The organism is Variovorax sp. PEI5 (assembly GCF_056679935.1).
In genome coordinates, this window is sequence record NZ_CM155257.1 from 1490324 (window position 1) to 1512305 (window position 21982).

General features: G+C 71.6%; 21 protein-coding genes. 16 read left to right on the top strand and 5 right to left on the bottom strand.

What is annotated here, in order from left to right:
- Positions 1 to 9: 9 nt before the first annotated feature.
- The 4 genes from AC1MLT_RS06800 to fliR are packed head-to-tail and all read left to right on the top strand — an operon-like array spanning position 10 to position 2164.
- Positions 10 to 321 (top strand): FliO/MopB family protein, encoded by a 312-nt coding sequence (locus AC1MLT_RS06800; protein ID WP_481034587.1) that lies wholly within the window; start codon positions 10 to 12, stop codon positions 319 to 321.
- Positions 314 to 1111 carry a flagellar type III secretion system pore protein FliP gene (fliP, locus tag AC1MLT_RS06805; RefSeq protein ID WP_481034588.1) on the top strand — a complete coding sequence of 266 codons (798 nt, stop codon included), beginning with the start codon at positions 314 to 316 and terminating at the stop codon, positions 1109 to 1111. The genes AC1MLT_RS06800 and fliP overlap by 8 nt, the downstream gene beginning before the upstream one ends.
- Entirely contained in the window at positions 1108 to 1377 is a 270-nt protein-coding gene (fliQ, locus tag AC1MLT_RS06810; protein ID WP_481034589.1) for a flagellar biosynthesis protein FliQ, read from the top strand. The genes fliP and fliQ overlap by 4 nt, the downstream gene beginning before the upstream one ends.
- 16 nt (positions 1378 to 1393) lie before the next feature.
- The gene (gene fliR / locus AC1MLT_RS06815) at positions 1394 to 2164 is read left to right on the top strand and encodes a flagellar biosynthetic protein FliR (protein WP_481034590.1); all 771 of its coding nucleotides are present in this window, start codon (positions 1394 to 1396) and stop codon (positions 2162 to 2164) included.
- 4 nt (positions 2165 to 2168) lie between these two features.
- Here the strand turns inward: fliR and AC1MLT_RS06820 are convergent, their stop codons facing one another.
- The 4 genes from AC1MLT_RS06820 to AC1MLT_RS06835 all read right to left on the bottom strand — a co-directional run bounded on the left by AC1MLT_RS06820 (position 2169) and on the right by AC1MLT_RS06835 (position 6640).
- The gene (locus AC1MLT_RS06820; RefSeq protein ID WP_481034591.1) at positions 2169 to 4454 is read right to left on the bottom strand and encodes a TonB-dependent siderophore receptor; all 2286 of its coding nucleotides are present in this window, start codon (positions 4452 to 4454) and stop codon (positions 2169 to 2171) included.
- A gap of 252 nt (positions 4455 to 4706) precedes the next feature.
- Positions 4707 to 5093: a VOC family protein gene (locus AC1MLT_RS06825; RefSeq protein WP_481034592.1), complete on the bottom strand. Its 387-nt coding sequence runs from the start codon at positions 5091 to 5093 to the stop codon at positions 4707 to 4709.
- A gap of 90 nt (positions 5094 to 5183) precedes the next feature.
- On the bottom strand, positions 5184 to 5819 hold the full coding sequence (locus AC1MLT_RS06830; protein ID WP_481034594.1) for a response regulator: 636 nt from the start codon (positions 5817 to 5819) through the stop codon (positions 5184 to 5186).
- The gene (locus AC1MLT_RS06835) at positions 5816 to 6640 is read right to left on the bottom strand and encodes a sensor histidine kinase (protein WP_481034596.1); all 825 of its coding nucleotides are present in this window, start codon (positions 6638 to 6640) and stop codon (positions 5816 to 5818) included. Before AC1MLT_RS06835 ends, AC1MLT_RS06830 begins: the two co-directional genes overlap by 4 nt.
- 309 nt (positions 6641 to 6949) lie before the next feature.
- On the opposite strand from AC1MLT_RS06835, the gene AC1MLT_RS06840 reads away from it, so the two are divergent.
- The 6 genes from AC1MLT_RS06840 to AC1MLT_RS06865 all read left to right on the top strand — a co-directional run bounded on the left by AC1MLT_RS06840 (position 6950) and on the right by AC1MLT_RS06865 (position 14102).
- Positions 6950 to 8467 (top strand): sensor histidine kinase, encoded by a 1518-nt coding sequence (locus tag AC1MLT_RS06840; RefSeq protein WP_481034597.1) that lies wholly within the window; start codon positions 6950 to 6952, stop codon positions 8465 to 8467.
- A complete protein-coding gene (locus tag AC1MLT_RS06845; protein ID WP_481034598.1) occupies positions 8452 to 9840 on the top strand; it encodes a sigma-54-dependent transcriptional regulator in 1389 nt (462 codons plus the stop codon). The genes AC1MLT_RS06840 and AC1MLT_RS06845 overlap by 16 nt, the downstream gene beginning before the upstream one ends.
- Before the next feature lie 56 nt (positions 9841 to 9896).
- A complete protein-coding gene (locus AC1MLT_RS06850; RefSeq protein WP_481034599.1) occupies positions 9897 to 11039 on the top strand; it encodes an SLC13 family permease in 1143 nt (380 codons plus the stop codon).
- Between the two features lie 177 nt (positions 11040 to 11216).
- Positions 11217 to 12143 carry a hypothetical protein gene (locus AC1MLT_RS06855; protein WP_481034600.1) on the top strand — a complete coding sequence of 309 codons (927 nt, stop codon included), beginning with the start codon at positions 11217 to 11219 and terminating at the stop codon, positions 12141 to 12143.
- Between the two features lie 78 nt (positions 12144 to 12221).
- Positions 12222 to 12818, top strand: coding sequence for a hypothetical protein (locus tag AC1MLT_RS06860; protein ID WP_481034601.1), 597 nt, complete (start codon positions 12222 to 12224; stop codon positions 12816 to 12818).
- Positions 12819 to 12830: 12 nt separating this feature from the next.
- On the top strand, positions 12831 to 14102 hold the full coding sequence (locus AC1MLT_RS06865; protein ID WP_481034603.1) for an MFS transporter: 1272 nt from the start codon (positions 12831 to 12833) through the stop codon (positions 14100 to 14102).
- Here AC1MLT_RS06865 and AC1MLT_RS06870 read toward each other — a convergent pair.
- Positions 14093 to 16273: a putative bifunctional diguanylate cyclase/phosphodiesterase gene (locus AC1MLT_RS06870; protein ID WP_481034605.1), complete on the bottom strand. Its 2181-nt coding sequence runs from the start codon at positions 16271 to 16273 to the stop codon at positions 14093 to 14095. The two genes, AC1MLT_RS06865 and AC1MLT_RS06870, sit on opposite strands and share 10 nt — an antisense overlap.
- Positions 16274 to 16471: 198 nt before the next feature.
- Here AC1MLT_RS06870 and AC1MLT_RS06875 point away from each other — a divergent pair, with 198 nt between their 5' ends.
- The 6 genes from AC1MLT_RS06875 to AC1MLT_RS06900 all read left to right on the top strand — a co-directional run bounded on the left by AC1MLT_RS06875 (position 16472) and on the right by AC1MLT_RS06900 (position 21976).
- Positions 16472 to 17455, top strand: coding sequence for a Bug family tripartite tricarboxylate transporter substrate binding protein (locus AC1MLT_RS06875; RefSeq protein ID WP_481034606.1), 984 nt, complete (start codon positions 16472 to 16474; stop codon positions 17453 to 17455).
- A 139-nt stretch (positions 17456 to 17594) separates the two neighbouring features.
- On the top strand, positions 17595 to 18947 hold the full coding sequence (locus tag AC1MLT_RS06880; RefSeq protein WP_481034607.1) for an FAD-dependent oxidoreductase: 1353 nt from the start codon (positions 17595 to 17597) through the stop codon (positions 18945 to 18947).
- Between the two features lie 340 nt (positions 18948 to 19287).
- Positions 19288 to 19986, top strand: coding sequence for a maleylacetoacetate isomerase (gene maiA / locus AC1MLT_RS06885; protein ID WP_481034609.1), 699 nt, complete (start codon positions 19288 to 19290; stop codon positions 19984 to 19986).
- Positions 19987 to 20055: 69 nt separating this feature from the next.
- Positions 20056 to 20901 carry an alpha/beta fold hydrolase gene (locus AC1MLT_RS06890; protein ID WP_481034611.1) on the top strand — a complete coding sequence of 282 codons (846 nt, stop codon included), beginning with the start codon at positions 20056 to 20058 and terminating at the stop codon, positions 20899 to 20901.
- A 5-nt stretch (positions 20902 to 20906) separates the two neighbouring features.
- Positions 20907 to 21191, top strand: a complete 285-nt coding sequence (locus tag AC1MLT_RS06895; RefSeq protein ID WP_481034613.1) for a cupin domain-containing protein — start codon at positions 20907 to 20909, stop codon at positions 21189 to 21191.
- 200 nt (positions 21192 to 21391) lie between these two features.
- Positions 21392 to 21976 carry a sugar O-acetyltransferase gene (locus tag AC1MLT_RS06900; protein ID WP_481034615.1) on the top strand — a complete coding sequence of 195 codons (585 nt, stop codon included), beginning with the start codon at positions 21392 to 21394 and terminating at the stop codon, positions 21974 to 21976.
- Positions 21977 to 21982: the final 6 nt, after the last annotated feature.

Below are 21982 nucleotides of genomic sequence, written 5' to 3' on the forward strand. Positions count from 1 at the left end.
GGGAGTGACATGACGCAGAGTCTCATCACCGTCGTTCTGTTCGTGCTGGCGATCCTGTCGATTCCGTTCCTGCTCAGGCGCTGGCAGGAGAAGCGCGGCGGGGTGTTGGCGGGAGCGGTGGCGGGGCCGGGCGCGAAGCTGGTCTCGGCGGTCGCGGTCGGGCCGCAGCAGCGCGTCGTCACGGTCGAGGTCGGGCCCGAGGGCGCGCGCACCCAGCTGGTGCTGGGCGTGACGGCGCAGTCGATCACCTGCCTGCACACGCTGGGCGTGTCGGCTTCGCCCCCCTCTCCCTTGTCCGCGCCCCGGGAGCCGCATGTCTGATCGCAACCACTTCCCGGCGCGCTCGCGCGTCTCGTCCCTCGCCGGTGCTGGCGTCGTGGCCCTGCTGGCCCTGCTGGCGCTGGTGCCGTCGGCGCGGGCGCAGACGCCGGACATCGGCAGCCAGCTGCCACTGCTGGTCGGCCAGGGCGCCGGCGGCACCAGCTTCTCGGTGCCGGTGCAGACGCTGCTGTTCTTCACGGCGCTGTCGTTCCTGCCGGCCATCGTGCTGATGATGACGGGCTTCACCCGCATCGTGATCGTGCTGTCGCTGATGCGCCAGGCCCTGGGCACGCAGTCGGCGCCGCCCAACCAGGTGGTGATCGGGCTGTCGCTGTTCCTGACCTTCTTCGTCATGGGACCGACGCTCGACCGCGTCTACAACGAGGCCTACAAGCCCTACACCGAGAACACCCTGAACTTCGAGGCCGCCGTGGCCAAGGCCGAGGCGCCGATGCGCGACTTCATGCTCAAGCAGACCCGCCAGTCCGACTTCGCCCTGTTCGCCCGCCTGGCCCAGCTGCCGGCCAACGCCACGGCGCAGACCGCGCCGATGCGCGTGCTGATCCCGGCCTTCGCCACCAGCGAGCTGAAGACGGCGTTCCAGATCGGCTTCATGATCTTCATCCCCTTCCTGGTGATCGACATCGTGGTCTCCAGCGTGCTGATGTCGCTGGGCATGATGATGCTGTCGCCGGTGCTGGTGGCCCTGCCCTTCAAGCTGATGCTGTTCGTGCTGGCCGATGGCTGGAACCTGCTGATCGGCTCGCTCGCCGCGAGCTTCGCCCGATGAACGCCGAGACCGTGGTCACGATGGGCGGCGACGCCCTGGCGCTGCTGCTGACGGTGTCGATGCCGGTGCTGCTGACGGTGCTGGCGGTCGGCCTGGTGGTGAGCATCTTCCAGGCCGTGACGCAGATCAACGAGCAGACGCTGGCCTTCGTGCCCAAGCTGATCGCCGCCGTCGCCGTGCTGGTGATCGCCGGACCATGGATGCTGGCGACCCTGGTCGACTACATCCGCCGCGTCATCGAGTCGATCCCGCAGATGGTGCTGTGAGCGCGGGGCCATCGGCGTGCTGACCTTCACCGAGGCCCAGCTGATGGCCTGGATCAGTCCGGTGCTGTGGCCCTTCCTGCGCGTGCTCGGCCTGTTCACGACGGCGCCGATCTTCTCCTCGCGCGCCTTCCCGGTGCGCGCCCGCGTCGGGCTGGCCTTCGTGGTGGCGCTGTGCGCTCAGGCGACGCTCGGGCCGCAGCCGGCCATCGGATTGAACGACGTCGCGGGCATCGGCACCTTGGTGCAGCAGGTCGGCATCGGCATGACGATCGGCTTCGCGGTGCGGCTGATCTTCGCCACCATCGAGCTCGCCGGCGAACTCGTCGGCCTGCAGATGGGCCTGAACTTCGCCGCCTTCTTCGATCCCATGAGCAACGCCCAGGTCAGCGCCGTGTCGCGCTTCTTCGGCAACATCGCGGTGCTGCTGTTCATCGCCGTCAACGGCCACCTGACGGTGCTGATGGCGGTGGTGCGCAGCTTCGACACCTTTCCGGTCGACGGCAGCATCCTGCAGGCCCTGGCGCGCCTGCGCATGCACGAGCTGGGCGCCGAGCTGTTCGCCAGCGCCTTGTGGATCGCGCTGCCGATGATCGGCCTGCTGCTGTTCGTCAACCTGGTGCTGGGCGTGATCTCGCGCGTCGCGCCGCAGATGAACATCTACGCCATCGGCTTCCCGGTGACCCTGACCACCGGCCTGGCCGGCATCGCCCTGGTGCTGCCGATGATGGAGCGGCCGCTGCTGGCGCTGATGGAGCGGATGCTGTCGCTGTTCATGGGCGGGCGCTGAAGTCTCAGAAGCGGGTCCGCAGCGTCATGCTGACGAAGCGCTTGTCGCCATAGTTGGGATAGTCCAGCGTTGCCCAGTAGCGCTTGTCGGCGGCGTTGAAGACCGCCAGGCTCAGGGTCGTGCGCTCGCCGAAGCGCCAGCTCGCGTTGAGGTTGAGCAATCCGAAGGGCGACTGCGTGACGGTGGCCGGCCCGGCCGGGCTGGGCACGTTGACCGCGTCCATGCGCCCCTGCCAGAGCCATTGCGCGCCGATCTCCAGCGGCTGCAGCGCGCCGCTGAAACGGTACTGCGTGCCCACTTTCACCAGCCACTCGGGCAGGTTGGCATAGGTCAGGTCGGCCGCGTTGCGCTGCGTGTTCACGCGCGTCACGCCAGCCGTGGCGCGCCAGCCCGCGGACAGCCACGCCGCCGCGTCCAGTTCCCAGCCGGTGCTGCGCGTGCCGGAGACGCCGACGTAGGCCGAGCCGCCATCGGGCAGGCTGCCCGCGGGCTGCGAGCTGTCGCGCACGCCATAGTTGTCCTGCTTGACCTCGAAGACGGCGAAGGAGGCGGACAGGCCGCGGTCGAGCCACTCGCCCTTCACGCCGATCTCGTTGCTGGTGCCCTGCACCGGGTCGAGCGGCTGGTTGTCGCGGTCGCGATAGTTCTGCGGATTGAAGATGCCGGTGTGGCTCGCATAGGCCGCCACCTCCGGCGTCAGGTCGTAGACCAGGCCGAGGAAGGGCGAGGTCTCGCGCCGCACCGACTGCCGCGCGGTCGTGCCGGTGTAGGCGCCGGCGGTGTCGAAGTTGTCGGTCTGGCGTCGCCAGTGGGTCAGGCGCGCGCCGGTCAGCAGCGCCAGCTCGTCGCTCAGGCGCCAGCGGGCCGAGGCATAGAAGCCGTCCTGGCGCGTGCGCTGCTCGGTGCGCGCGCCGGTCTGGCGGTAGACCGGCTCCGGTGCCGTGCCATCCCAGGTGTAGACATCGGGGATGGTGTAGCTCCAGGCGTTCGCGCCGGCGGTGATGCTGGAATAGCCGTCGGTGCGCGTGTCCGTGCGCAGGCTGCTCAGGCCCAGGGTCAGGTCGTGGCGCCGGCCGCCGAGGCTGAACTTGCCCGTCAGGTAGGTGTCGAGCGTGTCCTGCGTCTCGGCGCCGCCGCCGACCGCGCCATAGAGGCGCACGCCGGCGCCGGTCGCCCGGTCGATGAAGGGCGCCCTGGCCGTGGTCGCGCCATAGGCATAGGTGCGCAGGCTGAAGTTCTCGCCCTCGGTGTGGTTGTAGGCGGCCTTGAGCGACCAGTCGTCGTCGAGCTGGTGGTCGATGGTGGCGAACACCGTGCCGGACTCGCGCTGCCAGCGCGTCCACGACGGCGAGAAGTTGCTCGAGCGGGGCAGCCTGGCCAGGCCGCCATCGGCGGTGAAGCGCGGGATCGTGCCCCACAAGCCGGCGACGGGATCGTTGTCCTGGCGCTGGTAGCCCAGCGAGACGACCGTGTCGCGGCCGAGGTCGGCCTCGACCACGCCCAGCAGCGCGTACTTGTCCTCCTGGTAGCGGTCGCGGAAGCTGTGGCGCTTCTGCGGCGCCACCACGAAGCGGCTGCGCACGCTGCCGTCGGCGTTGAGCGGCACGTTGAGGTCGAGCTCGCCGCGATAGAAGTCCCACGAACCCGCGCTCAGCGCCACCGAACCGCCGAACTCGCGCCGGGGCCGCTTGCGGATCAGGTTGATGGTGGCCGAGGGCGTGCCGACGCCGGTCAGGATGCCGTTGGCGCCGCGCACGATGTCGATGCGCTCGTACAGGGCGGTGTCGAATTCCTGGTTGGTGTTGGCGCTGTACGTGGGCAGGCCGTCGATCTGGAAGTCGGTGATCTGGAAGCCGCGCGCGTAGTAGAGCGGGCGCTGGGTGTCGAAGAAGCTGGCGTGGATGCCGGTGGCGCCGCGCAGCACGGCATCGATGCTGGTGAGGGAGCGCTGCTCGATCTCCGCGCGCTCGATGGTGCTGACCGACTGCGGCGTCTCGCGCGGGGTGAGCGGCAGGCGGGTCGTGGTCGCGCCGAGCTCGCGCTGGCTGCTCACGGTGACCGAGGACAGCTCGGCGGCGGGGGTCGCCGCCGCCGCTGCAGCGGAGCCACCGGCGCCCTCCTGCGCCCGGGCCGGGATGCCGATGGCGGTCAATGCCAGGCTCAGCGCGCCGAGGCGGAACGCATGGCCGGCGCGCGGGGCGGCGGCACGGTGGCGGGAGCGCGGGACAGGAGAAAAGACGGAGGAAGAGGCGAAGGAAGAAACGGAGGAAGAGCGAAAGCGTGTCGTCATGCAACGGGTCCTGGGCGGCGGGGTTCATGCCGCTGGACTCGGAGACGTTCACGCGAAGCGCGATGTCGCATCGCGCGCGAGGAAGGCGAACCAGCGGCTGGGGAAGGCTGGCTGCACCGTGGAAGAACCAGGCCGGTCGGACGACCGGAACGCGATGTGGCTGGAAGTGGAAATTCTAATTCGATGCCGGGCCGCCCTCGGCGCCGGCCACCGGACCGGCCTCTCGGCCGGCGCCAGGCGGGGAGTCCGCGCTCAGCGGAAGATCGCGCAGAGCTTGTTGCCGTCGGGGTCGCGCACGTAGCCCAGGTGCATCGGGCCCATGCCGCCGTCGCGCGGGCCCGGGGGCTGCTCGATCGAGGTGCCGCCATGGGCGATGGCGGTGTCGTGGAAGCGCTGCAGCTGCTCGGGCGAATCGCACTTGAAGCCGATGGTGCCGCCGTTGGCCGGGGTCGCCGGCTGGCCGTCGATGGGCTGGCTGACGCTGAAGGTGTTGCCGGCATGCCGCCAGAACAACCTGACGTGGCCGGATGCCGACGTGTTGCGGACCGCCGCGCCGGCACCGAGCACGCCCAGCACGGCGTCGTAGAAGCGCTGGGACCGTTCGATGTCGTTCGAGCCGACCATGACGTGATTGAACATGCTTGTGAGTCTCCATCCGAAGGGGGGTTGCCAGGCCCGCGACGTCGCGGGCGTCCTCAGTATGGCATCCGGTGCGGGGCGCCGAGGACCTCAGACCAGCTGGTTGCGGATGGCGTAGACCGTCACGGCCGCGTTGTTGGGCAGGTTCAGCTTCTCCAGCACGCGCGAGCGATAGACGCTGACGGTCTTGGGGCTCAGCTTGAGTTCCTCGGCGATGTCCGACAGGCGCTTGCCCGAGGCGATCATGGTCAGCGTCTGCAATTCGCGGTCGGACAGCACCGAGTGCGCCGAGGTGCTCTCCTGCGCCGGGCGCGAGACCGTCTCGGCCAGCATCTGCGCCATCTCGGGCGTGACGTACTTGCGGCCCTGCGCCACCATGCGCGTGGCCGTCACCAGTTCGGCCGGATCGCCGCTCTTGCTCACATAGCCCTGCGCGCCGGCCTTCAGGCAGCGGATGGCGTACTGCTCCTCCGGGAACATCGACACCACCAGCACCCGCACGGTCGATTCGGCATCGGCCAGCGCCGACAGCACCTCCAGCCCGCCGCGTCCGGGCAGGGCCAGGTCGAGCAGCAGCACGTCGCAGTGCACGTGGCGCAGCAGCTCCCGCACCTCGGCATAGCTCGCCGCCTCGCCCGTCACCCGCAGGTCCACCGCTTCCTGCAGGGTCTGGCGGATGCCGCGTCGCACCAGCGCGTGGTCGTCACAAATCACGACATCGATCATCCGGATCTCCCATCCACGTCTTGCGCGTCATCGTCATCGTTCTCGTCGTCGAAGCCGGTCTCCGCAGTGGTCGCGCCCCCGCCCCCATCCTCCATCACGGCGCCGCTCGACGGCACCGGCAGCACCAGGCGCACCGTCGTGCCATGGCCGGGCCGGCTGTCGATGGCGAGGCCGGCGCCGGCCTCGCGGGCGCGCTCGGCCAGCCCGCGCAGGCCGAAGCCGCCGGCGCCCCGGGGATCGTCCGATGCGCGGCGCGGCCGAGGCCGGCCGATGTCGAAGCCCGGGCCGTCGTCGCGCACTTCCAGCCAGGCCGACGCGCCCTCCATGCCGGCGCGCACGCCCACGGCGCTGCCCGGCGCATGACGCCCGACATTGGCGAGCGCTTCCTGCACGGTCCGGTAGGCCGCCAGCCGCGAGGACGCGGTCAGCCCGTGGCCGAATCCCGGCGCCACGTCGAAGGCGACCGGCAGGCCATGGCGCCGACCGAAGTCGCGCGTCAATGCGCGCAGCGCCGTCACCAGGTCCTCCGAGGGTTCGGGCGGATACAGGTCGCGCACCACGCGCTGGGTCGCGGCCATCGCCTGGCGCAGCGCCTCGTGGGCCGAGGCGACATGCGCCGCCGTCTGCGCATGGCCGGGATGGCGCGCCACCCAGGACAGGTCGAAGTGCGCGGCGCCGAGGGCGCTGCCGATGTCGTCGTGGATCTCGCGGGCCAGCGCGCGGCGCTGGTCCTCCAGCAGTTCCTGGATGCTTCCGCCGATCGCCGGGTCCGGGCCCGCCGGCGATGCCGCGCGGGCGGCCGGACCGGGTGTGGAAGTCATGGAAAAGGACCGCTGCATCGTGATCGGATGATAGGGGACGAATGTAACCAACCTTGTCCGGAAACGCCGTAAGCAGGCGCCCACCTTCCGGCCGACGCAGGCCGACCGGACCCGGGGCCGGCGGTGCCCGGCGGTCGGGCTGCCGGCCGGCGCCGGCACCGCCGGAGTTCGGCGGCGCCGCCGGGGTGGCGGCTGACGACCCGGCCCCGGCGGCTTCGGCTATCGTCCGCCTCCCCCGGCCAGCGGCCTCGCGCCGCGCCGCGATGGCACGACAACACCTACAAGAAAGCCTCACCGGCCCCCTGTCCCATGAGATCCCTGCGCGGCCAACTGGTCTTCTTCTGGCTGCTCCTGCTGGGCGTCTGCGTGGCGCTGGCCATCGTCATGATCACGCTCTATCGCAGCAGCGTCGGCGTGCAGATCGACGGCGGACGCGCGACGGCCGAGCGCGCCTGCCGCGACATCGCCACGCGCTATGTGCGCTCGCTGCCGGCCGAGACGCCGGCCCAGCCGCGCCTGGACCTGCTGCAGGTGCTGCTGCAGCTGGTGCTGCTGGAGGCGCCGCAGGTCGAGGGCGGCGTCTGGCGCGCCGATGCCGGCATGCTGGCCTATGCCTATCCGACCTACGAGGGCGGCGGCGTCAAGCTCGACATCCCGGCGGCCGAGCAGCCACTGATTGTCGAGACCGCCCGGCAGGCCGCGCGCACGCAGCAGACGCGCAGCGACGTGGTGCGCGGCAGCCGCGAGGCCCTGATCGTCGCCGCCTGCCCGCTGGCCGCGCCGGGCGCAGACCTGGCCGCCTGGACCATGACGCGCATCCATGCCGGTGCGCTCGACGCGCAGGGCAGCGTGCGCGCCGGCGTGGTCGCGCTGATGGTGGCGGTGGTCGCCTCGGGCCTCTGGCCGGGCCTGATCCTGCGGCGCGGATTGCGCCACGTGCAGCGGCTCGAGGCGCGCCTGGCCCAGGCCGAGGGCGACGTGGTGCCGGTGCTGGAGGCGACCGGCGTGCGCGAACTCGACCGCATCGTCGACGGCTTCAACCGCTATCGCCTGCGCTTCGAGGAGGCGCGCGCGACCTTGCGCGAGGCGGCCCGCCAGCGCAGTCGCGACCAGCGCCTGGCCGCGCTCGGGCGCATGACCGGCGGCATCGCCCACGAGATCCGCAATCCGATCGCCGCCATGCGGCTGAAGGCCGAGAACGCCCTGGCCGGCCCGTCGGCGCGCCAGCCCGATGCGCTGCGCGCCATCGTCGGCCAGATCGACCGCCTCGAAGGCCTGGTGCAGAGTCTGCTGGGCCTGGTGCAGCCGCTGGTGCTGGCGCCGCGCGAGGTCGCCCTGCCGGCCTGGCTCGACGAGCGGATGGCGACGATCGCGACCCGCGCGGCCGAGGCCGGCGTCGAGCTCGCGGTGCGCCACGACGGCCCGGCCTCGGCGCCGTTCGATCCGGTGCATGTCGCGCGCGCCATCGACAACCTGCTGGACAACGCGGTGCGCCACACGCCGCGCGGCGGCCGCGTCACGCTGGCCGCGCTGCGCGACGCCGATGCCACCGCCACCACTCCCGCCGCCCATGCCGCCGATGCCGACGGCGCGGCGCGGCGTCCGTCGGGGCCGCTGCGGCTGCGTGTCGACGACACCGGCGCCGGCGTGGACGAGGCGATGCGCGCGCGGCTGTTCGAGCCCTTCGCCACCGGCCGCGCCGATGGCACCGGCCTGGGCCTGGCGCTGGCGCGCGAGGTCGCGCTGGCCCATGGCGGCGACCTGCGCCACGTCGCGCTCGAGCGCGGCACCCGATTCGAACTGGAGCTGCCATGGCGCGCCTGCTGATCGTCGACGACGACACCGCCTTCCGCGAGACCCTGGCCGAGACCCTGCAGGGCCTGGGCCACGCCACGGTCGAGGCCGCCGGCGGCCAGGCCGCGCTGGACCTGCTGCGCGGCGGCGGCGCGCGCTTCGACGCCATCTTCCTCGACCACCGCATGCCCGGGCTGGACGGCCTGCAGACGCTGTCGGCGCTGCGCTCCACGCTGGCGCGCCTGCCGCCGGTGATCGTGCTGACGGCCTATGCGAGCGGTGGCAACACCATCGAGGCGATGCGCCTGGGCGCCTTCGACCACCTGGCCAAGCCGATCCGCCGCGATGCCGTGATCGAGGTGCTGGCGCGCGCCCTGCGCGTGGAGACCGGCGTGGCCGACGCGCCGGAGGGACGCGCCGATGGCGCCGAGGCCGATGCCGCGCCCGACGAGCTGATCGGCCCGAGCGCGGCGATGCGCGAGGTCCACAAGCGCATCGGCCTGGCCGCGGCCAGCACGGCGCCGGTGCTGGTGCTGGGCGAGACCGGCACCGGCAAGGAGATGGTGGCGCGCGCCCTGCATCGCCATTCGGAGCGCGCCGGCGCGCCCTTCGTGGCGATCAACTGCTCGGCCATCCCCCGGGAACTGCTGGAGAGCGAGCTGTTCGGCCACGTGCGCGGCGCCTTCACCGGCGCCACCGGCGAGCGCGACGGCTGCTTCCGCGCCGCCGATGGCGGCGTGCTGCTGCTCGACGAGATCGGCGACATGGCGCTGGACGTGCAGGCCAAGATCCTGCGCGCGCTGCAGGAAGGCGAGGTGACGCCGCTGGGCAGCCATCGCACCGTGAAGGTCGACGTCCGGGTGGTCGCGGCCACGCACCGCGACCTGGCCGTCGCCGTGCGCGAGGGACGCTTCCGCCAGGACCTGTTCTACCGGCTCGACGTGCTGTCGATCCGGGTGCCGCCGCTGCGCGAACGGCGCGACGACATCGTGGCGCTGGCCACGCACTTCCTGCGCCGCGCGGCGGCGCCGGGCGCGCCGAAGTCGCTCTCGGAAGCGGCGCTGCGGCGGCTCGAGCGCCACGACTGGCCGGGCAACGTGCGCGAGCTGCGCAACGTCATGGAACGCTGCCACGCGCTGGTGCGCCAGGCCGTGATCGGCATCGCCGACCTGCCCTTCGACGACATCGCCGCCGCGTCGATGCCGGCATCGGACGGCTGGGGCGAGGCCGGGCTGCCGGCCGACTGGCTCGGCGGTGAACTGCCGGCCACGGTCGAGCGCCTGGAGCGCCTGCTGATCGCCGATGCGCTGGCCCGCACCCAGGGCAACCGCGCCGAGGCCGCGCGGCGCCTGGGCATCCATCGCCAGCTGCTGTATCGCAAGATCGCCCAGTACGGGCTCGAATGACGCCGCGCCGCCGCCTGCCTTCCCTTCCCTTCGCTTCTCGTCTCTCCTTTCTCTTCATGACCGACTCCGCCGCCACTTCCTCCTCCCCCGCCACCGACGACGACGGCGATGCGCCGACCGGTGGCAACGGCCTGCTGTGGGTGCTGCTGGCGGTGGCGGTGGCCTTCGCCGTGCTGCGCCCGCGCGCGCCGCTGGACTACGTGAAGCTGGTCGACTGGCAGACCGTCGGCGCGCTGGCCGGGCTGCTGGCGATCACGCAGGGCGTGGAGAAGAGCGGCATGCTGCAGGCGACCGCCCAGCGCCTGCTCGCGCGCACCACCCACCTGCGCGGCCTGGCGCTGCTGCTGGTGGCGGCGGCGGCGCTGCTCTCGGCCCTGGTCACCAACGATGTCAGCCTGTTCCTGCTGGTGCCGCTGACGCGCGTGCTGGCCACCCAGGCGCACCTGCCGCTGGCCCGGCTGGTGGTGCTGGAGGCGCTGGCGGTGAATGCCGGCTCGGCCCTGACGCCGATCGGCAATCCGCAGAACCTCTATCTCTGGCACCGCTCGGGCGAGAGCTTCGTCGGTTTCATGGGGATGATGGCGCCGACCGTGGCGATCATCCTGTTCTGGCTCTTCGCCGCCACCTGGTGGCTGGTGCCCAAGACGCCGGTGACCCTGCGCGCGAGCGCCGCGCCGGCGGCCGTGCAGCCCCGGCTGCTGATGCTGGCGGGCGCACTGTTCGTGCTCTTCGTGGTCGCGCTCGACCGCCACTGGCTGCTGGCCGGGCTGGGCGTGGTGTTCGGCGCCTTCCTGCTGTTCCATCCGCGCGTGCTGCGCGGCGTCGACTGGGCGCTGCTGGCGATCATCGCGCTGATGTTCGTCGACCTGCGCCAGCTCGGCGAGCTGCCGGTCGTCGCCACGCTGCTGCACCAGTGGCCGATCGCCGAGGGCTGGCGCGCCTACCTGGCCGCCATCGCCGCCTCGCAGGTCATCAGCAACGTGCCGGCCGCGATCCTGCTCGACGGCCCGGTGCGCGACCTGCCGGCGCTGGCGGCGGGCGTGACGGTCGGCGGCTTCGGCTGCGTGCTGGGTTCGCTGGCCAACCTGATCGCGCTGCGCCTGGCGCGACTGCCGCATGGACTGCGCGAGTTCCACCGCATCAGCATCCCGTTCCTGCTGGTGTGCGCGGCCTCGGCGGTGTGGCTGCGGATGGGCTGAGGCGGCGGACAGCGGGCGGCGGCAGGTGGCGCGGGTGTCCGGAAAGCGGACGCCCGGCTGTCCGGGTTTCATGCACAGGCGCCCCTCGGAATCACGCAAGTCGTTGATTCACAAGGACCCGCGAGCTGGCACGAAGCGTGAGAGCGTCAAGTACGTCTCATCACAAGGAGTTTCACCATGCGACCATCCCTCCGCCCCGCCGCCCTCGCGGCCCTGCTCCTGCTCGGCGCCGGCACCCTGGCCCAGCAGGCCTTCGCCGATGCGCCCACGCCCGACACGCCGCCCGCGTCGTCGGCCGCGCCATCGTCGAGGCCCGCCACATCACCGATGCCTTCGACCCGGCTGGCCCCGCCCCCGCCGATCGCCGCTGCGGGCCCGGGCCGCGCCGCGCCTCCGCCTCCGCCGGTGGCCGATGCCAGCATCGGCGCCGCGATGCCGGTGCTCACCGGCCGCGTGCAACGCTGGCTGGTCAATCCCAATGGCGAGGTCGACGGCCTGCTGCTGGCCGATGGCACGCAGGTCGCCTTCCCGCCGCACCTGTCGGCCTCGGCGCAGCGACTGCTCCAGCCGGGCGATGGCGTGCGCGTGACCGGCTGGCGCGCGCCCGACGCCCAGGTGGTGCGCGCATCGAGCCTGACGGCGACGGCCAGCAGCCGCAGCCTGAGCGACACGCCGCCCGCCGCCGATGCCCGGCCGCCGGCACCGCGCGAACCCGGCGCGCTCACCGCCATGAGCGGCAGCGGCCGGATCGCGCGTCAGCTGCGCACCGACCGGGGCGATGTCAATGGCGTGATCCTGGAGGACGGCCTGATCGTGCGGTTCCCGCCGCACGTCGGCATCGCCCAGGCGGCCCTGCTGCAGCCGGGCGCCACCGTCGCCGCCAAGGGCTGGGGCAGCCGCGGCCCGCAGGGCGGCGCCTTCGAGGCCACCGCCATCGGCGCCACGGCGGCCGACCTGCGCGAGGTCTTCGCCGGCCCGGGCCGCGCGCCGGGTGGACCGGGCGCGGGGGGTCGGCCGGGCGCACCAGGCGCTCCGGGCGCATCCGGCGCGCCGGGTCGTCCGGGCGCGCCGGCGGCACCCGTCGCGCCACCGACCGGCTCCTGAGGCGAACCTGCCCGCCAGATCCGGCCGCGTCCCGTCTCCGCCCTTTCCCCTCACTTCCTCTTATTTTCGAAAGCTCCCATGTCCCGACTCACCGATCCCAGCACCACTCCGGAACCCTCCGACGCGCCCGATGACGAGGCCGCCGGCACCGTCGACGTCTGGTCCGTCGAGGGCGTCTTCCAGCAGCTGGTCTACAGCCCCAAGGGCGCCATCGAAGGCGTGCTGATCGACACCGATGGCATCGCCACGCAGTTCGTCACCGACGCGCACGACGATGCGACGGCCGGACTGCTGGCCACGCTGCGGCCCGGCCAGGCGCTGGTGCTCGAAGGCATCGATGCCGGCCCCTCGCCACGCGGCGAGCCACCGCACACGGTCTACCAGTTCGAGCGCCTGGTGTCGGTCGACGGCCAGCCGCCCCGGGTGGCGCCGGCATCGGCCACCGTCTCGGGCCGGGTCGTCGGCTTCAACCACACCCGCCACGGCACGCCCAACGGCGTGCTGCTCGACAGCGGCGATTTCGTGCACACCCGGCCCGAGGGCTTCGAGCGGCTGGGCCTGAAGGGCGGCGACATGCTGGAGGCCGAGGGTCCGTCCCGCCCGCTGGCCACCGGTGGCGGCCGCGCGATCGAGGCGCATCGCGCCAACGGCCACGTGATCGCTCCCCGGCTCTGACGGAGCTCCGCCATGCGCGACCGATCCTCGTCCCTGCTGGCGCTCACGCTGCTGGCCTTCTTCATGGCCGACGTGCGCGACGGGCTCGGTCCGTTCCTCGCGACCTACCTGCAGGAGCACCAGGTCCGCCAGGACCTGATCGGCTACACCATGACCGCCGGCGGCCTGGCCGCCGTCGCCATGACGCCATTCGCCGGCGCCTGGGTCGATCGCTCGGTCGCCAAGCGCGCCATGACGGCGATCTCCGGCATCGCCATCCTGGCGGCCAGCGCGCTGGCCTTCACCACCCTGTCGGCGCCGCTGCTGATCGCCTCGCAGATCGTCACCGGCGCCGCCGGCGCCCTGCTCACCGCCGCGCTGGCGGCATTGACGCTGGGCCTGGCGCGCGCGCAGGGCTTCAAGCACCAGACCGGCCGCAACGAGGCCTTCAGCCATGCCGGCAACATGATCTCGGCCGTCGGCGCCGGCACGGTCGCGCACCTGTTCGGCGCGCCCTGGATGCTGGCCGTGATGGGCGCGATGACATTCGGCGCCCTGCTGGCGGTGCGCACCATCCGCGCCGCCGACATCGACCACGAGGCCGCGCGCGGCGACGAGCCGCAGGACCCGCCACCGGCGCCGCGGGCCACCGACGCCCAGGGCCACGAGCGCATCGGCGCGCTGCTGAGGAACCGCCCGCTGCTGATGTTCGCGCTGACGCTGGCCTTCTTCCACCTCGGCAACGCCGCCATGCTGCCGCTGATCAACCAGCGCCTGGCGGCCACCGTGGCCGACTCGGCGCCCCTGCTGTGGACCGGCATCGCCATCGTGGTGGCGCAGCTCACCATGATCCCGGTGGCATTGTGGGTGTCGCGCAGCCAGCGCTTCGACATCGCCTGGTTCGTCTACGCGGCGATCCTGGTACTGCCCGTGCGCGGCGCGCTGGCCTATGCCTTCGCCAGCCAGTGGAACAACATCCCGGTGCAGGTGCTCGACGGCATCGCCGCCGGCATCATGGGCGTCGCCGCGCCGCTGCTGGTGCAGCGCTACACGCGCGGCAGCGGCCGCTTCAACACCGCGCTGGGCTTCGTCATGACGCTGCAGGGCGTCGGCGCGGCGCTGAGCCCGGGCATCGCCAATGTCATCGTCGGCGCCCAGGGCCGCTTCGGCCTGGCCTTCATGTGCCTGGCCGGCGCGGCCCTGCTGGCACTGCCGGCCTTCTGGCTGGCCCAGCGCGGTGCGCCCTCGGACGCGCCAGCCTCTCCCGCGGCGCCGCTGGCGCCCGGGACGACGCCTCACACCTGAGCGACGGCTTCGGGTGCCGCCAGGGCCAGCGCCGGCGGCGGCGGCAGCGCGTTGCGATGGGCCGGATCGAGCGACCAGCTCGCCATGTCGTGTGCCTTCATCGGCCGCGCGTACAGGAAGCCCTGGAACTCGTCGCAGCCCATGCCGGCCAGGATGTCGTGCTGCGTCTGCAGCTCGACGCCCTCGGCCACGACGCGCAGGCCGAGCGCGTGCGCCAGCCGGATCACCGCCTCGACCACCGGCCGCGAGTCGGCCCGGGTCTCCAGGTCGGAGACGAAGCTGCGGTCGATCTTGAGCTGGCGCGCCGGCAGCTGGCGCAGGTAGCTCAGGCTCGAATAGCCGGTGCCGAAATCGTCGATCGACAGGAAGACGCCGAGGTTCTCCAGGCCCTTGAAGGTGCGCTGGGTGGCCGCGATGTCCTCCATCGCGACCGACTCGGTGATCTCGCACATCAGGCGCGAGGCCGGCACGTCGTGGCGCCGCAGGGATTCCTCGATGCGCTGCGCCAGGCCGCTCTCGCGCAACTGCAGCACCGACAGGTTGACCGCCACGTTCAGATGGAGGCCTTCCGCGCGCCAGGCCGCGATCTGGCGGCAGGCCTCGTCGATGATCCAGTCGCCCAGTCTCACGATGACGCCGAAGCGCTCGGCCAGCCCGATGAAATGCACCGGCGCGAGCAGGCCGCGCTCCGGGTGGTTCCAGCGCACCAGCGCCTCCACGCTGTCGACCCGGCCGGTGGCACCGTCGATCTTGGGCTGGTAGTGCAGCTCGAACTGCCCCAGGTCGACCGCGCGGCGCAGGTCGCTCTGGAGTTCGAGCTGGTTGTCGGCATCGGCCCCCATGTAGGACTCGAAGATCGCGTAGTTGCTGCCGCCGGTGCGCTTGGCGGCATACATGGCGGCATCGGCGTTGGCGATCAGCTTGTCGGCCTCGCCCTCCAGCGGATGGATCACGATGCCGATCGAGCAGGCGATCTGGACCTGCTTGTCGAGCACCTCGAAGGGCTGCGACAGGGTCGCCAGGATGGCATTGGCCAGCTGCGCGCACTCGGCCTCGTCCTTGATGTCCTCGAGCAGCACCAGGAACTCGTCGCCGCCGATGCGCGCCACGGTGTCGCCCTCGCGTCGGAGGGCCAGCAGGCGCTCGGCCGTGGCCACCAGGATGTGGTCGCCGGCGATGTGGCCGAACGAATCGTTGACCGGCTTGAAGCCGTCGAGGTCGATGAAGAGCACGGCGATGCGCTCCTCGATCTGCAGCTGGTTGGCGCGCGCCATGCGCCGCAGCGCGTGGTTCAGGCGGTCCTCGAACAGCACCCGGTTGGGCAGGCCGGTGAGCGCGTCGGTGAAGGCGCGCCGCGAGAGTTCCTCGTTGGCCGCCTGCAGGCGCTGGTTGGACTCCTCCAGCGAGCTCGACAGGCGCCGCGCCACGATCTGCAGGCGCGCCTCCAGCAGCGAGGTGAACAGCGTGCCGCCCAGCAGCAGCAGCGAGGCCACCACCACCAGGCCCGTGAGGCCGGAGCCGCTCAGGGCGTCGGCGCTGCGGCAGACCGAGCCGACCGGGAAGCTCGCCGCCGCCATGCCGGTGTAGTGCATGCCGCAGATCGCCACGCCCATCAGCAGCGCGGCGGACAGCTGGATGCCGAAGCGCCGCTCGCCCTGGCGCCGGATCAGCGCGAAGATGCTCATCGCCGCCGCCGACGCGCCGACCGCGATCGCCGCCGACAGCGCCACCGTGCCCCAGTCCCAGACGATGCCCGGCGCCATGTCGAGCGCGGCCATGCCCACGTAGTGCATGGCGCAGATGCCCGCTCCCATCATCAGGGAGGCGACGACCAGCCGGCGGAGGTTGAAGTCCGGCTGGCTCGCGACCCACAGCGCGATGCTGGAGGCGACCACCGCCACGGCCCACGAGGCCAGGGTCAGGTTGCCGGCGAAGCCCAGCCGGATCGGCAGCGAGAAACCCAGCATGCCGACGAAATGCATCGCCCAGATGCCGGTGCCCATGGCGACCGAGCCGACCGCCCACCAGACCACGTCGAGGCGGTCGTCGGAGCGGCGCACGCGCTGTGCCAGGTCCATGGCGACATAGGCCGCCAGGGTCGCGATGAGAAGCGACGCCGCGACGATCCAGGGATCGTGGCCGGTCGGCAGGTAGGGCGTCGAGGGGTTCACAAGAACCGAGGATATCCTTTGTATCCAAATGTCAAAAGACATCCGCGATTTGTCCGTTCGAGGTCCCGGGCTTCTCTACGATGGATGCCGGCGCGCCCGGCCTGTCCCGGAGGCGCCGACGGCCCTGTTCCCGGCCTCGACTTCGTTCTCGACCTTTCCATCGATCCAGACTCCCCTCCCCGACCACCACGACGCCGCATGAACCTTCCTCTCTCCTCCCTCGCCCGCCGGAGCGTGCTCGCCGCCGCCCTCGTCGCCCTGGCCGCGCCGGCCCTCGCCCAATCCGATGCCGCCTGGCCGACCCGCCCGGTGCGGCTGCTGGTGGGCTTTCCCGGCGGCTCCACGCCCGACATCGCCGCCCGCGTGCTGGCCGAGCCGCTGTCCCGGGCGCTGGGCCAGCCGGTGGTGGTGGACAACAAGCCGGGCGCCTCCGGCAACATCGCGGCCGACACCGTGGCCAAGGCCACCGACGACCACACCCTGGGCATCGTCATCAACGGCAACCTGACGTCGTCGAAGATGCTCTACCCCAAGCTGCCCTACGACCCGGCCCGGGACTTCAGCGAGCTGTCGCTGATCGCCACCGCGCCGCTGGTGCTGGTGGCCGCCAACGACGTTCCGGCCGGCAAGGACTTCGTGGCCGCCGCCCGCGCCTCGGGCGCGAAGTGGAACTATGGCTCGGTGGGCGTCGGCTCGGTCGGCCACCTGGGCATGGAGCTGCTGAAGAACCGCGTGAGCGGCATGGATGCCCAGCATGTGCCCTATGCCGGCAATCCGCAGGTGGTGACGGCCATGATCGGCGGCCAGGTGCAGCTGGCCCTGGTGCCGCCGGCCATCGCCATCCCGCAGGTCAGGGCCGGCAAGCTGCGGGCCATCGGCCTGACCAGCGGCCGCAGCACCCTGGCGCCCGAGTACCCGCCCCTGACCGACCTGGGCGTGCGCGACTTCAATCTGGAGGTGTGGACCGCCCTGCTCGGCCCCGCCAGCCTGTCCCCCGCCGCCAAGGCCCGCATCACGCGCGAGATCGCCGTCATCATGAAGAATCCCGAGGTGCGCCAGCAGTTCTTCGAACGTGGCTGGCAGCCGGTCGGCACCTCCCCCGAGGGCATGCGCGCGCGCGTGCAGGAGGAGGCGGCGATCATGGGCCGGATCATCCAGACGCGGGGGATCACGCTGCAGTGAGACTGGTAGCCGACGACGGGTTGCAAAACAGCCATCCATCAAAGACATTCGCAATTCGCGAATCACGAATATCGCCTTGGCATGGCGTGGGTCGCCCCGCCGATCAATGCCTTTCACCCTGAGCGCCACCGACCTCTCCATGACCCCCTCCCACCTCCAGGAACCCGCCCGCCTGCTCCCCGTCTTCGGCGACTACGACGTGGTCGTCGTCGGGGGCGGTCCGGCCGGGCTGGCCGCCGCCGCCAGCGCGGCGCGCCATGGCGCGCGCACGCTGCTGGTGGAGCGCTATGGCTTCCTCGGCGGCATGGGCACCGCCGGCGGCGTGACCAACTTCGCCGGCCTGTACGCCCGCCATCAGGGCGAGATGCGCCAGGTGGTGCATGGCGTGGTCGACGAGCTGTTCGAGCGCCTGGAGGCGCTGGGCGGCCTGAACCATCCGCAGGACGGCATGCAGGGCCGCATCCGCGTGCGCTCCTACGACACCTCGGCCTACAAGTGCGCCGCCGATGCGCTGCTGCTCGACGCCGGCGTGGAGCTGCTGTTCCACGCCCATGCGGCGGCGGTGCTGCGGGACGGCGCGCGCCTCACGGCGCTGGTGGTGGAGACCAAGTCCGGCCGCCAGGCGATCCGCGCCAATGTCTTCATCGACGCCTCCGGCGATGCCGACGTGGCGGCCTTCGCCGGCGTGCCGCACGCGATCGGCGACGGTCACGGCAGCGGGCTGTTCCCGACCACCATGTTCCGCGTCGGCCATGTCGACGCCGAGGCGGCGCTGGCGGCGGTGGGCGAGTTCAAGGCCATCAACGACGTCATGGAGCGCGCCCAGCGCGAGCATCCCGGGCGCTACCGCTTCCCGCGCCAGGGCGCGATCCTGCGGCCGCAGATCCGGCCGACCGAATGGCGCGCCAACGTCACGCAGCTGAAGAACGCGCAGGGCCACGCCATGAACGGCGTCGACGCGCGCGAGCTCAGCGCCGGCGAGGTCGAGGGCCGGCGCCAGATCGTCGACTACTTCGCCTTCCTGCGCGAACGGGTCGACGGCTTCGCCGATGCGCGCATCGTCGAGATCGCGCCGCAGGTGGGCATCCGCGAGACGCGCCGCATCGACGGGCTGTATGCCCTCTGCGGCGACGACATCGTCGGCTCGGCGCGGTTCGACGATGCCATCGGCGTCAACGGCTGGCCGATGGAGCTGCACACCGATGGCGGCGTGGAATGGCGCTTCCCGCGCGATCCGGAGCGCGCCTTCAACGAACTGCCCTGGCGCATGCTGGTGCCGCGGGGCATCGACAACCTGCTGGTGGCGGGCCGCTGCGCCTCGATGACGCACGAGGGCCAGTCGGCCGCGCGGGCCAGCGGGGCCTGCTTCGCCATGGGCCAGGCGGCCGGCACGGCGGCGGCCCATGCCGGCGACACGCCGATGCGCGGGATCGACCCGGTGCGCCTGCGCGAACGCCTGCGCGCCGACGGCGTGTGGCTGCCCGAGGACTGAGGTCCGGCCCCGGAGACTCGCGCCGCCCGGCGGGCGGCGGCGGTGTCTCGCTCGACGATTGTCGCGGTGGAGCTCGCCGTCGCACAGCAGCGCGGGGAGAAGGACGACGGCCACTCACAGGCGGGAGGAGGTGTCCTTGCCGGTCGCCTCGGGTGAAAAAACGCCTCGGCGCCGACACCGCTTGTGACACCGTGACGGACGCGGACGCGCCATGCTTCGTCCGTCGCGCGTGTCGTCGCCCCTTCGACCCCTCCAACCCCTTCGATCCCTCCGATCCGTTCGACCCAGCCAGCGTCTCGCGCCTTCCGAGCCCTCCCACCCGTCCAACCAAACAAACCCCATGGCCCTTCCGTCCCCCGCCGGCGTCGATGCCGACCGCTTCGAGCTCTATTCGTACTGGCGCACCTCCGCCACCTATCGCGTGCGCGTCGCCTTCAACCTCAAGGGCGTGAAGCCCCGCGAACACAACGTCGACGTCGATGCCGGCGAGCACCGGAGCGAAGCCTTCCTGAAGATCAACCCGATGGGCGCCATCCCGGCGTTGATCGACCATGGTCCGGGCCAGCCGTCGACGCCGCTCACGCAGTCGCAGGCGATCCTCGAATTCCTCGACGAGACCTACCCGGAACCACCGCTGCTGCCCACCGACGCCCATGGCCGCGCCCGCGTGCGTTCGCTCGCGGCGCTGCTCGCGGCCGATACCCATCCGCTCATCACGCCGCGCATCAAGAAGTACCTGACCACCACCGGCGGCTTCGACGATGCCGCCTGGCGCGCCTGGCAGATCCAGTGGTTCGGCACCGGCCTGCGCGCGCTGGAGCAGCGCCTGGTCGACGAGCCCGGCACCGGCCGCTTCTGCCATGGCGACACGCCCGGCATGGCCGACATCTGCCTGGCCAGCGTCATCGCCGTGATGCGCGTCTTCAGGATCGAGATCGACGGCATCCCGACGGTGATGCGCATCATGGCCGCCTGCGAGGAACTGGATGCCTTCTCGCGCGCCGATCCGATGAAGCAGGAAGGCGCGCCGTCGTCGTGACGCACGCCTGATCCGCCCAGCCACCCTTCCCTTCCCCGCCCCGCAACCCATCCCCCAAGGAGAAATTCCATGCCCCGACTGAAGATCGCCGTCCCCACGGGCGAACCCATCGAACTGCACTACGAGGACCATGGCAATGGCCGCCCGGTGGTGCTGATCCACGGCTGGCCGCTGAGCGGGCGTTCGTGGGAAGCGCAGGTCGGCGCGCTGGTCGAGGCCGGCCATCGCGTCATCGCCTATGACCGGCGCGGCTTCGGCGCCTCGTCGCAGCCCTGGTCGGGCTACGACTACGACACCTTCGCCGCCGACCTCGACGCCCTGCTGACGCAGCTCGACATCACCGGCGCCACCCTGGTCGGCTTCTCCATGGGCGGCGGCGAGGTGGCGCGCTATGTCGGCAAGTACGGCACCGCGCGCATCGCCGGCGCGGTATTCGCCGGCGCGGTGCCACCCTACCTCTACAAGAGCGCCGACAACCCCGATGGCGGTCTCGACGACGCCACGATCGCGCAGTTCGAGGATGGCGTGAAGACCGACCGGCTGGCCTTCCTGGAGGATTTCTCGAAGAACTTCTTCGGCGTCGACGGCCAGCTGAAGGTGAGCGAGCCGATGCGCCAGTACGCCGTGCGCATCGCCTCGGGCGCCTCGCCCAAGGGCACGCTCGACTGCATCGCCGCCTTCGGCCGCACCGACTTCCGCGAGGACCTGAAGAAGTTCGACGGTCTGCCCACCCTGGTGATCCACGGCGACAGCGATGCCATCGTGCCCTTCGAGGTCAGCGGCAAGCGCACCCACGAAGCCATCACCGGCAGCACGCTGGCGCTGATCGAGGGCGCGCCGCATGGCTTCAACGTGTCGCACGCCAAGGAGTTCAACCAGCACCTGCTGGCCTTCCTGGCGCAACTGCCGAAATGAAGCGCATGAACCGTACGGATTTCAAGGTCTTCGAATCCGAGGCCCTGGCCGCCGGCTACGACGAGGCGCTGATGCGCGAGTGGCAGCCCCACGCCGTCATCGAGCACCATGCCCACCCCTTCGATGCCGACGCGGTGGTGACCCAGGGCGAGATGTGGCTGACCTGCGGCGACGAGACGCGCCACCTGCTGCCGGGCGACACCTTCGAGCTGCCGCACGGCACGCCGCATGCGGAGCGCTATGGGGCGGAAGGGGCGATCTACTGGGTGGCGCGGCGCAATCCGCGCTGAGGCGACGACCGGGCGTCCTCAGGGACGTCGAGGATCGAGGTCCCACGCGAGACAGGTAGGCACCTTAGCGAAGTTATCCCAGGACGATAACTTTCCTAATTTCCCTATGAATATCAGGTTCCCCTCCTGAAGTACGTGTGTGTGTCACGACGAGCTCCGGCCATCGAGGCGGTGCGCCCATCCATCAACGAGACCGATCCATGACGCAGAAGAACCCCACCAAATCGACGACACCCGCCAGGACCCAGAAACAGAGGATGCTCGCCGGCGAACTCTACGATGCCGGCGACGACGAGATCCAGGCCGACCTGGCCGCCACGCGCGAATGGCTGGTGCGCTACAACGCCGCGCTGGGCATGAGCTCGCAGGACCGGCGCGTGCTGCTGGCCGAGCGCTTCGGCGCCGTCGGCGACGGCTCGACCATCCGCCCGCCCTTCCACTGCGACTATGGCTTCAATGTCGAGCTCGGCGCCGGGGTGTTCCTGAATTTCGGCTGCGTGATCCTCGACGTCGTGAAGGTCACGATCGGCGACAAGACCCAGATCGGCCCCCACGTGCAGATCCTCACGGCCGACCATCCGCGCGGCGCCGCCGACCGCGAGGCCGGACTGGAATTCGGCCGGCCGATCCACATCGGCCGCAATGTCTGGATCGGCGGCGGCGCGATCCTGCTGCCGGGCATCACGGTCGGCGACGACGCGGTGATCGGCGCGGGCAGCGTGGTAACGCGCGACGTGCCGGCCGGCGCCACGGTGGTCGGCAATCCGGCGCGCGTGCGCGGCTGAGGGCGG

Bases quoted from the DNA above. Each gene is read 5' to 3' on its own strand.
- AC1MLT_RS06800 (WP_481034587.1), top strand. From the start codon at position 10: ATGACGCAGAGTCTCATCACCGTCGTTCTGTTCGTGCTGGCGATCCTG.
- fliP (WP_481034588.1), top strand. From the start codon at position 314: ATGTCTGATCGCAACCACTTCCCGGCGCGCTCGCGCGTCTCGTCCCTC.
- fliQ (WP_481034589.1), top strand. From the start codon at position 1,108: ATGAACGCCGAGACCGTGGTCACGATGGGCGGCGACGCCCTGGCGCTG.
- AC1MLT_RS06820 (WP_481034591.1), bottom strand. From the start codon at position 4,454: ATGACGACACGCTTTCGCTCTTCCTCCGTTTCTTCCTTCGCCTCTTCC.
- AC1MLT_RS06825 (WP_481034592.1), bottom strand. From the start codon at position 5,093: ATGTTCAATCACGTCATGGTCGGCTCGAACGACATCGAACGGTCCCAG.
- AC1MLT_RS06830 (WP_481034594.1), bottom strand. From the start codon at position 5,819: ATGATCGATGTCGTGATTTGTGACGACCACGCGCTGGTGCGACGCGGC.
- AC1MLT_RS06835 (WP_481034596.1), bottom strand. From the start codon at position 6,640: ATGACTTCCACACCCGGTCCGGCCGCCCGCGCGGCATCGCCGGCGGGC.
- AC1MLT_RS06840 (WP_481034597.1), top strand. From the start codon at position 6,950: ATGAGATCCCTGCGCGGCCAACTGGTCTTCTTCTGGCTGCTCCTGCTG.
- AC1MLT_RS06845 (WP_481034598.1), top strand. From the start codon at position 8,452: ATGGCGCGCCTGCTGATCGTCGACGACGACACCGCCTTCCGCGAGACC.
- AC1MLT_RS06850 (WP_481034599.1), top strand. From the start codon at position 9,897: ATGACCGACTCCGCCGCCACTTCCTCCTCCCCCGCCACCGACGACGAC.
- AC1MLT_RS06855 (WP_481034600.1), top strand. From the start codon at position 11,217: ATGCGACCATCCCTCCGCCCCGCCGCCCTCGCGGCCCTGCTCCTGCTC.
- AC1MLT_RS06860 (WP_481034601.1), top strand. From the start codon at position 12,222: ATGTCCCGACTCACCGATCCCAGCACCACTCCGGAACCCTCCGACGCG.
- AC1MLT_RS06865 (WP_481034603.1), top strand. From the start codon at position 12,831: ATGCGCGACCGATCCTCGTCCCTGCTGGCGCTCACGCTGCTGGCCTTC.
- AC1MLT_RS06875 (WP_481034606.1), top strand. From the start codon at position 16,472: ATGAACCTTCCTCTCTCCTCCCTCGCCCGCCGGAGCGTGCTCGCCGCC.
- AC1MLT_RS06880 (WP_481034607.1), top strand. From the start codon at position 17,595: ATGACCCCCTCCCACCTCCAGGAACCCGCCCGCCTGCTCCCCGTCTTC.
- maiA (WP_481034609.1), top strand. From the start codon at position 19,288: ATGGCCCTTCCGTCCCCCGCCGGCGTCGATGCCGACCGCTTCGAGCTC.
- AC1MLT_RS06890 (WP_481034611.1), top strand. From the start codon at position 20,056: ATGCCCCGACTGAAGATCGCCGTCCCCACGGGCGAACCCATCGAACTG.
- AC1MLT_RS06895 (WP_481034613.1), top strand. From the start codon at position 20,907: ATGAACCGTACGGATTTCAAGGTCTTCGAATCCGAGGCCCTGGCCGCC.
- AC1MLT_RS06900 (WP_481034615.1), top strand. From the start codon at position 21,392: ATGACGCAGAAGAACCCCACCAAATCGACGACACCCGCCAGGACCCAG.